The organism is Streptomyces sp. TLI_171 (assembly GCF_003610255.1).
GTDB lineage: Bacteria > Actinomycetota > Actinomycetes > Streptomycetales > Streptomycetaceae > Kitasatospora.
Window position 1 is genome coordinate 4,678,549 of sequence record NZ_RAPS01000001.1, and the last position, 11,450, is coordinate 4,689,998.

At 74.3% G+C, this 11,450-nt stretch carries 15 protein-coding genes; 10 read left to right on the plus strand and 5 right to left on the minus strand.

The window, feature by feature from the left end:
• Positions 1-80 precede the first annotated feature (80 nt).
• Together BX266_RS21400 and ppgK are read left to right on the plus strand one after the other, a co-directional pair.
• On the plus strand, positions 81-1,055 hold the full coding sequence (locus BX266_RS21400; protein WP_099902174.1) for a 4-hydroxy-3-methylbut-2-enyl diphosphate reductase: 975 nt from the start codon (positions 81-83) through the stop codon (positions 1,053-1,055).
• Between the two features lie 161 nt (positions 1,056-1,216).
• Entirely contained in the window at positions 1,217-1,963 is a 747-nt protein-coding gene (gene ppgK, locus BX266_RS21405) for a polyphosphate--glucose phosphotransferase (RefSeq protein WP_099902176.1), read from the plus strand.
• On the opposite strand, the gene BX266_RS21410 is transcribed toward ppgK, so the two are convergent.
• On the minus strand, positions 1,960-2,550 hold the full coding sequence (locus tag BX266_RS21410; RefSeq protein ID WP_147437105.1) for a DUF6542 domain-containing protein: 591 nt from the start codon (positions 2,548-2,550) through the stop codon (positions 1,960-1,962). The two genes, ppgK and BX266_RS21410, sit on opposite strands and share 4 nt — an antisense overlap.
• A gap of 203 nt (positions 2,551-2,753) precedes the next feature.
• On the opposite strand from BX266_RS21410, the gene ychF reads away from it, so the two are divergent.
• From ychF to BX266_RS21435, 5 genes are all read left to right on the plus strand, one after another.
• Positions 2,754-3,827 carry a redox-regulated ATPase YchF gene (gene ychF / locus BX266_RS21415; protein ID WP_099902180.1) on the plus strand — a complete coding sequence of 358 codons (1,074 nt, stop codon included), beginning with the start codon at positions 2,754-2,756 and terminating at the stop codon, positions 3,825-3,827.
• 111 nt (positions 3,828-3,938) lie between these two features.
• Positions 3,939-4,523, plus strand: coding sequence for a TetR/AcrR family transcriptional regulator (locus BX266_RS21420; RefSeq protein ID WP_099902182.1), 585 nt, complete (start codon positions 3,939-3,941; stop codon positions 4,521-4,523).
• Positions 4,520-5,857, plus strand: a complete 1,338-nt coding sequence (locus BX266_RS21425; RefSeq protein WP_399170139.1) for an MFS transporter — start codon at positions 4,520-4,522, stop codon at positions 5,855-5,857. Before BX266_RS21420 ends, BX266_RS21425 begins: the two co-directional genes overlap by 4 nt.
• 12 nt (positions 5,858-5,869) lie before the next feature.
• Positions 5,870-6,238, plus strand: a complete 369-nt coding sequence (locus tag BX266_RS21430) for a VOC family protein (RefSeq protein WP_099902184.1) — start codon at positions 5,870-5,872, stop codon at positions 6,236-6,238.
• A 61-nt stretch (positions 6,239-6,299) separates the two neighbouring features.
• Positions 6,300-7,016: an alpha/beta hydrolase gene (locus tag BX266_RS21435; RefSeq protein ID WP_099902186.1), complete on the plus strand. Its 717-nt coding sequence runs from the start codon at positions 6,300-6,302 to the stop codon at positions 7,014-7,016.
• A 45-nt stretch (positions 7,017-7,061) separates the two neighbouring features.
• On the opposite strand, the gene BX266_RS21440 is transcribed toward BX266_RS21435, so the two are convergent.
• From BX266_RS21440 to BX266_RS21455, 4 genes are all read right to left on the minus strand, one after another.
• Positions 7,062-7,718, minus strand: a complete 657-nt coding sequence (locus BX266_RS21440) for an HAD-IA family hydrolase (protein WP_099902188.1) — start codon at positions 7,716-7,718, stop codon at positions 7,062-7,064.
• Between the two features lie 69 nt (positions 7,719-7,787).
• The gene (locus BX266_RS41190) at positions 7,788-8,234 is read right to left on the minus strand and encodes a deaminase (protein ID WP_099902190.1); all 447 of its coding nucleotides are present in this window, start codon (positions 8,232-8,234) and stop codon (positions 7,788-7,790) included.
• Positions 8,231-8,917, minus strand: coding sequence for a dihydrofolate reductase family protein (locus BX266_RS41195; RefSeq protein ID WP_099902192.1), 687 nt, complete (start codon positions 8,915-8,917; stop codon positions 8,231-8,233). The genes BX266_RS41190 and BX266_RS41195 overlap by 4 nt, the downstream gene beginning before the upstream one ends.
• A 67-nt stretch (positions 8,918-8,984) precedes the next feature.
• Positions 8,985-9,569: a pyridoxamine 5'-phosphate oxidase family protein gene (locus BX266_RS21455; protein ID WP_099902194.1), complete on the minus strand. Its 585-nt coding sequence runs from the start codon at positions 9,567-9,569 to the stop codon at positions 8,985-8,987.
• Between the two features lie 138 nt (positions 9,570-9,707).
• On the opposite strand from BX266_RS21455, the gene BX266_RS21460 reads away from it, so the two are divergent.
• The 3 genes from BX266_RS21460 to BX266_RS21470 all read left to right on the plus strand — a co-directional run bounded on the left by BX266_RS21460 (position 9,708) and on the right by BX266_RS21470 (position 11,349).
• A complete protein-coding gene (locus tag BX266_RS21460; RefSeq protein WP_099902196.1) occupies positions 9,708-10,520 on the plus strand; it encodes a methyltransferase domain-containing protein in 813 nt (270 codons plus the stop codon).
• Positions 10,521-10,652: 132 nt separating this feature from the next.
• Positions 10,653-10,889 carry a hypothetical protein gene (locus tag BX266_RS21465; RefSeq protein WP_099902198.1) on the plus strand — a complete coding sequence of 79 codons (237 nt, stop codon included), beginning with the start codon at positions 10,653-10,655 and terminating at the stop codon, positions 10,887-10,889.
• 58 nt (positions 10,890-10,947) lie between these two features.
• Positions 10,948-11,349, plus strand: a complete 402-nt coding sequence (locus BX266_RS21470; RefSeq protein WP_099902200.1) for an NUDIX domain-containing protein — start codon at positions 10,948-10,950, stop codon at positions 11,347-11,349.
• Positions 11,350-11,450: the final 101 nt, after the last annotated feature.

An 11,450-nucleotide genomic window follows, 5' to 3' on the forward strand; every position in this document is an offset into this window, starting at 1 on the left:
GCCATTGCACCCCGCACCCGCACCGCGCCGCAGCGGCGACGCGCGTCGGCGCCCGCGCGACTCGCCCGTACGATGGAGCCATGTCCACCAGCACCCAGCGCCGTGTCCTGCTCGCCGCCCCCCGTGGCTACTGCGCGGGCGTCGACCGCGCCGTGATCGCCGTGGAGAAGGCCCTGGAGCAGTACGGGGCGCCGATCTACGTCCGCAAGCAGATCGTCCACAACAAGTACGTCGTGCAGACCCTGGAGCGGCAGGGCGCGATCTTCGTCGACGAGACGGAGGAGGTGCCCGAGGGCGCCATCGTGGTGTTCTCCGCGCACGGCGTGGCCCCGTCCGTGCACGACGAGGCCGAGGCCGGCAAGCTCGCCACCATCGACGCCACCTGCCCGCTGGTCACCAAGGTGCACAAGGAGGCCCGCCGGTTCGCCGACGAGGACTACGACATCCTGCTGATCGGCCACGAGGGCCACGAAGAGGTCATCGGCACCATGGGCGAGGCCCCGGACCGGATCCACCTGGTGGACGGCGCCGAGGACGTCGAGAACGTCAGGATCCGCGACGAGTCGAAGCTGGTCTGGCTCTCCCAGACCACCCTCTCCGTGGACGAGACGATGGAGACCGTCGGCGCCCTCAAGAAGCGCTTCCCGCTGCTGGTCTCGCCGCCCAGCGACGACATCTGCTACGCCACCCAGAACCGCCAGGTCGCCGTCAAGCAGCTCGCTCCCGAGGCGGACCTGCTGATCGTGGTCGGCTCCAAGAACTCCTCGAACTCGGTCCGCCTGGTCGAGGTCGGCCTGGAGTACGGCGCGAAGGCCGCCCACCTGGTCGACTTCGCCGAGGAGATCGACCCGGCCTGGCTGGAGGGCGTCGGGACGGTCGGCCTGACCAGCGGCGCCTCGGTGCCGGAGATCCTGGTCGACGGCGTGCTCGAACTGCTCGCCTCGCACGGTTTCGAGGACGTCCGGATCGTCAAGACCGCGGAGGAGCACCTCACCTTCTCGCTCCCCAAGGAGCTCCGCCGCGACCTGCGCGCCGAGGCCGCCGGCAAGCTCTGACCCGCAGTCAGCACGGTGCCCGGGCCCCTTCGGGGGGTCCGGGCATCGCCCGTGCGGGCGGCCACCGTCCGGGAACGGCTGCGACGGGCCCCGCGCCCCCGTACGTTGGTGCGAAGGCCGGTGGGCAGCGGACGCCCCCGGCGGTACGGGAGGCGACGGCAGTGACGACGGTCTTCGGCGTGGACATCGGTGGCTCGGGCATCAAGGGCGCACCGGTCGACCTGGACAGGGGCGTGCTCGCCCAGGAACGGCACAAGGTGCTGACCCCGCACCCGTCCGCCCCCGACGCGGTGATCGACGCGGTCTGCGAGGTGGTCCGGCACTTCGACCACCGCGGGCCGGTCGGGCTGACCTTCCCCGGGGTGGTCGTCGACGGCTCCACCATGACCGCGGCCAACGTCGACAAGGGCTGGATCGGCATGGACGCCGCCGCCCGGTTCAGCCAGGCGCTCGGGCTGCCCGCCACCGTGCTCAACGACGCCGACGCGGCCGGCGTCGCCGAGGTCACCTACGGCGCGGGCCGCGGCCGCGGCGGCGTGGTCCTGCTGCTCACCTTCGGCACCGGCATCGGCAGCGCCCTGTTCGCCGACGGGGTGCTCGTCCCCAACACCGAGCTCGGCCACCTCGAACTGCGCGGCAAGGACGCCGAACGGCGCGCCTCCTCCGCCGCCAAGGAACGCCACGACCTCAGCTGGGCCCAGTGGGCGGAGCGGGTCGACGAGTACCTCGACCTGGTCGAGATGCTGTTCTCCCCGCAGCTGGTGATCGTCGGCGGCGGGGTCAGCCGCAAGCACGACAAGTTCCTGCCGCTGCTGAAGGACCGCCGCGCCGAGGTGGTCCCCGCCGAACTGCGCAACGACGCGGGCATCGTCGGCGCGGCGATGGCCGCCGCCAAGCAGCAGTCCTAGGAGGCGCGCTCCCTGGCCCGGTGCCGGCGGCGCTGGGCCAGGTGGCGGGCGGCGACGATCGCGGCGGCCAGGCCGGTGCCGGTGAACAGCCAGCCGGCCCGCAGGGCCAGGCCGCCGGCCAGCGCCACCACCTGGCCGGTGACGCCCTGCGCGGAGACCGGCTGGAGCAGCACCAGGGCCGCCGCGAACGCGATCGGCCCGCAGATCGGCGCCGCCGCGAGATCCGGGTACCGCACCCGCACGGCCAGCTGGAAGCACACCACCAGATAGCCGAGCCCGAACAGCACCCCGAGCCCGCCGAACAGCAGCCGGTCCACCCCGGCGGCCGCCAGCGTCCCGGCCATCGCGGCCACTCCGGTGCCCACGGCCGTCAGCCGGGCCGGACGCCCGCTGCCGCCGCGGGCCCGACGGGCCGTCAGCAGGCGCTGCAGCAGCTGCTGCACCGGCGGCCCGGCCCGGCCGCCGGAGGCCGTGCGCAACCGGGACTCGGGGGGCCCGCTCTGCCCCGGAACGGCGGCCTCGGCGGCGCCGCTCCCCGGCGGTCGCCTTCTCGGCCCTGGCGGCTGGGTACGGATGCTCTGCTCCACCCGACCAACGTACGGTCCGATCATCGACACCCTGTGTAATGGCCCCCGAGCAATTGTCCGTGTCCGTCCGTCATGCGCCGCACCGCGCTGCCGGTGGGCCCCCGCACGCCCCGTAGACTGGGGGATCGGCCCGCACCGGGCCGCCGCTCGACGGACTCCAGCCGGGGACACCAAGCCCTCCAAGCCACGGGACACCACTCTCCATGTCGCTCACGATCGGAATCGTCGGCCTGCCGAACGTCGGCAAGTCGACCCTGTTCAACGCCCTGACCAAGAACGACGTGCTGGCGGCCAACTACCCGTTCGCCACCATCGAGCCCAACGTCGGCGTCGTGGGCGTCCCCGACCCGCGGCTGGACAGGCTCGCCGAGATCTTCGGCTCGCAGCGGATCCTCCCCGCCACCGTCGACTTCGTCGACATCGCCGGCATCGTCCGCGGCGCCAGCGAGGGCGAGGGCCTCGGCAACAAGTTCCTCGCCAACATCCGCGAGGCCAACGCGATCTGCCAGGTCGTCCGGGCCTTCACCGACCCCGACGTGGTCCACGTGGACGGCAAGGTCTCGCCCAAGGACGACATCGAGACCATCCACACCGAGCTGATCCTCGCCGACCTGCAGACCATCGAGAAGGCGCTGCCCCGTCTGCAGAAGGAAGCCCGGCTGAAGAAGGACACCGCCCCCGTCCTCGCCGCCGCCGAGGCCGCCCAGGCCGTGCTGGAGACCGGCAAGACCCTGTTCGAGGCCGGGTTCGACACCACCCCGGTCCGCGACCTGCACCTGATGACCGCGAAGCCGTTCCTCTACGTCTTCAACGTCGACGAGGACGCCCTCTCCGACGAGGACTTCAAGAACACCCAGCGCGCCCTGGTCGCGCCCGCCGAGGCCATCTTCCTCAACGCCAAGATCGAGTCCGAGCTGATCGAGCTCGACGACGCCGAGGCGCTCGAACTCCTCCAGTCCATGGGCCAGGACGAGCCCGGCCTCGCCACCCTCGCCCGCGTCGGCTTCGACACCCTCGGCCTGCAGACCTACCTGACCGCCGGTCCCAAGGAAGCCCGCGCCTGGACCATCCGCAAGGGCGCCACCGCCCCCGAGGCCGCCGGTGTCATCCACACCGACTTCCAGAAGGGCTTCATCAAGGCCGAGGTCACCTCCTTCGAGGACCTCGTCGCCGCCGGCTCCCTCACCGAGGCCCGCGCCAAGGGCAAGGCCCGCATCGAGGGCAAGGAATACATCATGCAGGACGGCGACGTCGTCGAGTTCCGCTTCAACGTCTGACGCCCCGGCGCCACCGAGGGACCGCCCCGTCCGGGGCGGTCCCTTCGTCGTTCCCGGTCGGTCCCCCACCAGTGGTAGACACTGTCTACTGGCGGCTGGTAGACAGTGCCCATGGATGATGAGCGGGGATCCCTCCGGGAGCGGTTGGTGGACGCCGGGGTGGAGTTGGTGGTGGCGGAGGGGTCGGGGGCGGTGGGGCTGCGGGAGATCGCGCGGCGGGCGGGGGTGTCGCACGGGGCTCCGCGCAGGTACTTCCCGACGCACCGGGAGCTGTTGTCGGCGGTGGCGCGACGGGGGTTCGAGGAGCTGGCGGGCCGGTTCGCGGAGGTGCGGGCCGAGGGGGCGGCGGAGCGGCTGGCGGGGACGGCGCGGGAGTACCTGCGGTTCGCCCGGGAGCGGCGCGGCATGTTCGAGCTGATGTTCCGTCACGAGCTGCTGAACAGCGACGGGCAGGAGGCGGACGGGCCCCGGCTGCGGGAGGCGACGGGGCCGTTGTTCGCGGAGCTGGCCGGGCTGGTGGCGCGGTGCACGGGGGAGCCGGAGAACGCCCCGGTGGTGACGGCCGCGCTCTGGGCGAACCTGCACGGTCTGGCCCAGTTGCAGGGGTGGGGGAGCGTGCAGCTGATGCTGGGGGAGGGGCAGGAGGAGCGGCTGCTGGAGACCGTGCTGGCGGCGCACCTCGGGGGACGGTCGTGAACCGGCTCGCGCTGCCGGTGAGCGCCGCGGCCGCGATGCTGGTCGCCCTGGACGGCACCGTCCTGCTGATCGCCCAGCCCGCGATGCGTCGCGAACTCGCGGCGAACGCGGCCCAGTTGCAGTGGACGAGCACGGGCTACCTGGTCGCGGTGGCGGCTCTGCTGGTGGTGGCGGGCCGGATCGGCGACCGGTACGGGCACCGGCGGACGCTGCTGGCCGGCGTGGCGGGGTTCGGCGCGGCCTCGGCGGGCATCGCGCTCGCGCCCGGGATCGGCTGGGTGATCGGACTCCGGGTCGCCCAGGGCGCGTTCGGCGCGCTGCTGCAGCCGGGCACGCTGGCACTGCTGCGGCTGTGCTGCCCGCCGGACCGGCTGGGCCGGGCGATCGCGGTGCGCACGGGCGCGATCGCGGTGGCCGCCGGCGCGGGGCCGCTGCTCGGCGGGGTGCTGGTGGACGCGTTCGGCTGGCGGGCGGTGTTCTGGATCAACGTGCCGGTCGCCGTGCTGATCGCGGGCATGACGCTGGCGCTGCGCCCGCCGCACATCGCGGGGCGGGCGCAGCGGCTCGACCTGGTCGGCGCCGCGCTGCTGGCCGCCGGTCTGGCCGTCCTGGTGCACGCCCTGGCCGCGGTGCCGGACCGCGGCTGGGGCCGGTCCGTGCCACAACTCGCGCTCGCCGCGATGCTGCTGGCCGTCCTGGTGGTGCACGAGCGGCAGGCCGCCGAGCCGGTGGTGCCGCGCGCGGTGGCCCGCTCGCGACCGGTGACGGCCTCCCTGGTGCTGCTGCTGACGTCCTCCGCTGGCCTGTTCGGCACCCTGTTCAGCACCACGTTCCGGCTCCAGGACGCCCTGCACGTCGGCCCGCTGGGGGCGGCCGCGCGGATGCTGCCGCTGACCGCGCTGATGGTGCTTGGCGCGCCGGCCGCCGAACGGGCGCTGCGCCGGTACGGTCCGCGCCGCACCGCCTCGGCGGGAGTGGGGCTGCTGGTGGCGGGCATCGGCGGGCTGGCCGGTCCGGGCGGCGGCGGTGCGGCGCCGGTCGCGACGGGGGTGGCCTCGGCGTTGCTGGGCGCGGGCTTCGCGGCGGTGATGGTGACGGCGACGGGCAGCGTGGTCGGCGACGCCCCGCCCGGGTACGCGGGCGCGGTCGGCGGCCTGAAGCAGACGGCGATGAACGTCGGACCGACGCTGGGCATCGCCGCCGCGGCGGGGGCCGGGGCGCACGGGGCGCTGCCCGCGCTGGCGGTGCTGGCCGCCTGCGGCGCGGCGCCGGCGGCGGCGCTGCCCGGTGGGCGACACGCGCCGCGGCAGGCAGCCGCTGCCGGCGGGGCGTGACACGCTGGGCCGGTGACGGAACATCAGGCGGTGGGCGTGCTGAGCTCGGTGGTGCTGGACTGTCCGGACCCGGAACGGCTGGCGGCCTTCTACCAGCAGCTGACGGGCTGGGAGGTGGTGTACCGCAGCGAGACGTACGTGTTCCTCGGCGCGGGCCCGGTGAAGATCGGCTTCCAGCGGGTCGGCGGTTTCCGTCCCGCGAGCTGGCCGGCGGACGGGGCGCGCGCCCATCTCGACTTCACGGTCACGGAGTTGGGCCCCGCGGTGGCGGCGCTGCTGGCGGCGGGCGCGTCGCGCCCCGAGGAGCAGGCGGGCGGCGAGCACTGGGTGACCCTGCTCGACCCGGACGGCCACCCGTTCTGCCTCGTCGTCCAGCACTGACCCCCGATCCCCGACCGACCCCCGATCCCCGACCGACCGTCGGCACACCCCAGGAGACGACATGGACTTCGTCGAGTCGACCGTCGACGCGGACGGCGAGCGGCTGGCCTGCACCGTGGTCGAGCCGGACGCGCCGACCCGCCCCGGCACCGCCCTGCTGATGCACGGCGCGGGCAGCGGCGACCGGCACCGCTGCCTGCCGCTGGCCGGCGAGCTGGCGGCCGCCGGGTGCCGCTCGGTGGTGTTCGACTTCTCCGGGCACGGCGCGAGCAGCGGAGAGCTCGGGCAGCTCTCCCTGGAGCGCCGGCTGCTCCAGGCCCGGGCCGTCCTGGACCGGCACGCTCCGGACGGGCCGCTGCTGCTGGTGGGCTTCTCGATGAGCGGCCAGACCGTCGCGGACCTGCTGCACGAGCCCGAACTGGCCGGCCGGGTCCGGACGATCGGGCTCGGCGCGCCCGCCGCCTACGCCCGCGAGGTGTGGAAACTCCCGTTCACCGCACCGGAGTTCACCGACACCCTGCGCACGGAGGGCAGTTGGCGCAGCAGCACGGCGTTCGAGGCGCTGGCGGCTTTCGACGGCCGCGCCCTGCTGCTGGTGCCGGAGGCCGACGAGGTCATCCCGCCCGAGGTGACCGAGGCGTTCGACACGGCGCTGCGCACCCGCGCAGCACACCGGCGCCTCACCCTCGCGGGCGCCGACCACCTGCTCGGCCGCTGGCTGGGCGGCCACCCGGAAGACTGCGCCCGGGTCGCCGCCGCCCTGCTCGCCGCGGACTGAGCCGCCGTCGGCGCCGCAGGCGCAAGTCCGGTCCGGCGAACGCCGTCAGGGGAGCCGGACCGTGAGCCACCCGTCGGCGGCCGCGGTGATGCTGACCTCGGTGAGGTCGTCGACGTGGTGGTCCGGCCGGTGGGTCGCGGCGCGCGGGCCGATGCCGAGCACCGGCATGCCGGCGGCTCGGGCGGCGGCGATGCCGGCCTCGGAGTCCTCCAGGACCAGGCACTCGGCGGGCGCGACGCCCAGGTCGGCGGCGGCCTTCAGGAAGCCCTCGGGGTCGGGCTTGCTGGCGCCGACGTGCTCGGCGGTGACCATCCTCGGGGGCAGCGGCACGCCCGCGGCGGCCATCCGGACCCGGGCCAGGCCGTCGTCGGCGGAGGTGACCAGCGCGTGCGGCAGCCCGGCCAGGGACTCCACCAGCCGCCGGGCGCCCGGGATTTCGACCACGCCCTCGGTGTCGGCGGTCTCCTCGTCGAGCATCTGCCGGTTCTCGGCGAGGTTCTGCTCCATGGGGCGGTCGGGCAGCAGCACCGCCATGGTCAGGTGGCCCTGCCGCCCGTGCACGACGTGCATGATCGCGTCGCCGTCCAGGCCGTTGCGCTCCGCCCAGCGGCGCCAGCAGCGTTCGACCACGGCGTCGGAGTTGACCAGGGTGCCGTCCATGTCGAGCAGGACGGCGCGGACCGGCGGGGTGAGGACGGGCATCGGGGCTCCTCGGGAGGCCTCGTACGAGTGTTTGTTTATCAATCGTACAAAACCGTCCGGGCCCGCCCCTCAGCCCACCAGGTGCGCGTTGACCGCCCGGGCCGCCTCGGCGAGCTCCGGCAGCTCGACCACCTCGACGCCGGCCGCGGTGAGCAGCGCGGTGCCCTGGCAGGCCTCGACGAACAGCGAGGGCTCGCGCCAGGCCACCACCACCCGCGGCACCCCGGCCGCGACGAGCAGTTCGGCGCACGGGTGCGGGCGGGACGCGCGCTGCCCGCACGGCTCCAGGGTCGAGTAGACGGTGGCGGTGCGCAGTCGCGGATCGCCGGCCGGGAGCTTGCCGAGCGCGGCCTCCTCGGCGTGGTTGACGGCGTCCACCTCGCGGCTGTACCCCTCGGCGAGCACCTCGCCGTCCGCGCCCACGATCACCGCGCCGACCGAGAACGCCGTGGCGGACGGCGGGCAGCGCTCGGACAGCTCGATCGCGCGGGTCAGCCACTCGTGGTCGGTGGTCATCGCGGGGACTCCTTCGGTGCGTACCGCAGCAGGACGACGTCCCCCACCGTACGTGCCTCCAGCAGGCGCATCCGCCGGGTCGGGCCGCCGGGGTAGGCGGCGGGCGAGAGGAAGCGCGGCGCGTCCGTCTGGCCGACCAGCAGCGGGGCGACGGCCAGGTGCAGTTCGTCGGCCAGGCCCTCGGCGAGGAACTGGGTGTGCACGCTGCCGCCGCCCTCGACCATCAGCCGGCGCACCCCGCGCGCGCCCAGGTCGTCCAGCACGGCGCCCAGCGGCACCGTGCCGCCCAGGCCGACCACCTCGGTTCCGGGCGCGCCGGCCAGCGCGGTGCGCAGCGCGGGCGCGGCGGCGTCGGTGGTGTAGGCGAGCTTGGCGCCGCCGGTGTGCCAGAACCGAAGCTCGGGGGAGAGCCCGCCGCGGGCGCTGAGCGTCACCTTCAGCGGGTGGGCGGGCCGCCCGGCGGCGACCCGTTCGGCGCGCCGTTCGGGCGAGTTGACCAGCAGCCGGGGGTTGTCGGCGCGCAGCGTGCCGCCGCCGACCAGGATCGCGTCGCTGTCGGCGCGCAGCGCGTCGACCCGGTCGAAGTCCGCGGCGTTGGAGAGCAGCAGTCGCTCGGGGGAGGCGTCGTCGAGGTGGCCGTCGATTGACACGGCGGCGCTCAGCAGGACGTGGGGGCGGGGCACGGGCAGGGCTCCAGGGTCGTACGGTCGGTCCGGCCCCCACCGTACGACGCGGCCCGGCGCGGGGGGATCAGGCGGGTCGGGGCGGCAGCGGGAGGGGCAGCGAGGGGAGCCCGTCGATGCTGACGGCCACGTAGTCCTTGCTCTCGCAGTACTCGCTGAACCGGTCCTCGCCCTTGCGGTCGAAGAACTCCTCGTGCAGCTCGCGGTCGGAGCGGTAGTCCATGAACGGCACGGCGAAGCCGCAGGAGTCGCTGACGCGCTCGGCGCGGACCAGGATGATCGCGCGCAGGGCGGTGCCGTCGGCGGACGGGTCGAAGTGGGCGAGCAGCTCGGCGAAGCGCTCGTCGTCGCGGAACACCGGCTCGCCGCGGCCGTGCACCCGCAGCACCGTCGGCGGCCCGTCGAAGGCGCACCACATCAGGGTGATCCGGCCGTTCTCCCGCAGGTGGGCGATGGTCTCGGCGTGCGAACCGCCGAAGTCCAGGTAGGCGACGGTCAGTTCGTCGATCACCGCGAGGGTGCCGGAGCGGCCCTTGGGGGACAGGTTGACGTGGCCGTCGGCGGAGAGCGGGGCGCTGGCGACGAAGTAGACGGGCTGTCGCTCGATGAACGCGCGCAACCGGGCGTCGATGCGCTCGTAAGTCTTTCCCATGCCGTCGATTCTGCTCCCGGCGGTGCGCCGAGGGCGAGGTGATTGGTTATCAGTCTTGACATGCGAGACGGAATTGTCCGATCCATGGACGGTGTTCCTATCCTGGAGGGGTCGCCTTCGAGGAAGAGGGGAACCACCATGGCCGGTTACACCCACGGGCACCACGCCGCCGTCCTGCGCTCGCACCGGACCCGCACCGCCGCCAACTCCGCGGGCTACCTGCTGGGCGAACTGCGGCCTGGGCAGCGGGTCCTGGACGTCGGCTGCGGGCCCGGCACGATCACCGCGGACCTGGCCGGGCTGGTCGGCCCGGACGGCCGGGTCACCGGCATCGACCCCTCCGCCGAAGTGCTGGGCCAGGCCGCCGCGCTGGCTGCCGAGCGGGGCCTGGACAACCTGTCCTTCGAGACCGCCGACGTGTACCGACTGCCCTACCCGGACGCCTCGTTCGACGTGGTGCACGCCCACCAGGTGCTGCAGCACCTGGCCGATCCGGTGGCCGCGCTGCGCGAGATGCGCCGGGTGACCGCTCCCGGCGGGGTGATCGCGGTCCGCGACGCCGACTACGCCGCCATGACCTGGTACCCCGAAGTTCCGGAGCTGGACGAGTGGTTGGCGCTGTACCGGGCGGTCGCCCGGACCAGCGGCGGCGAACCCGACGCCGGCCGCCGGCTGCTGTCCTGGGCGCGGGCCGCCGGGCTGGCCGAGGCCGGCGAGCTGGTCCCGTCCTCCGGCACCTGGACGTACGCCACCGACGCCGAACGCGCCTGGTGGTCGGAGAGCTGGGCCGAGCGGACGGTGCGCTCCAACACCGCCGCCACCGCCCTGGCCGAGGGCCTGGCCACCCCCGCCGACCTGGAGCGGATCGCCGCCGGCTGGCCCCGCTGGGCCGCCCGCCCGGACTCCTGGTTCGCCGTACTGCACGGCGAACTCCTGGTTCGCGTAAGCTAGTTGGGCACGCCCCCGCGTTAACGAGTCGTTGACCGGCCGCGTACCGCCCGGTAGCACTTGCCGCCTAGCCTCTGCGCTACGGCGAGCGGTCCGGCCTGCCCCCCACCGGGCCGGACCGCTACCGTGTGCGTCATGCGGAACTCCGACGACCCGGGCGGACCCCACCGGGTGATGCGCCAGGACGACAACGGCAACCGCTTCCTGCTGGCCCGCGGCCTGGGCCGGGCCGAAGCGGAGGCGCTGGCCGCCGAGTTCGAGGCCCGCGGCCACAAGCAGCTGTACTGGGTCGAGCCCGAGCTCCCCACCGACCCCGCCGAGCCCTTCCCCGGCCGATCCACCGCGCCCGGCCCGCCCCCGCCACTGGCATAGGGTCGGACCGGCGGGCCGCGCAGACGCCGGTCCGGTACCCGGGCGCGCAAGGGCGGCAATGGCAATCCTGATCGACACGGTGGCATGGGTCCGGACCGAGGGCGGTCGCATCCTGTGCGCCCGCCCCCGCGGCAAGGACGTGTTCTACATCCCCGGCGGCAAGCGCGAGGGCGACGAGAGCGACCTGCAGACCCTCGCCCGCGAGGTCGCCGAGGAGCTCACCGTCGCCATCCGCCCCGACACCGTCGCCCACGTCGGCACCTACCACGCCCAGGCGCACGGCCACCCGGACGGCGCGGTGGTCCGGATGGCCTGCTACACCGCCGAGTACACCGGCACCCTCGCCGCCAGCAGCGAGATCGAGGAGGTCGAGTGGTTCGGCTACGCCGACCGCGACCGGGTCCCGCCGGTCGACCAGATCCTCTTCGACGACCTCCACCGCGACGGCCTGTTGAAGTAGCCCGGCCGGCCGACCGGAACGACCCCGCCCTGCGGCACCGGTGTCCGATCTGTACGCCAATCGGACAGACGACCCGTATGCCGGGATAGCGGCACGATTCC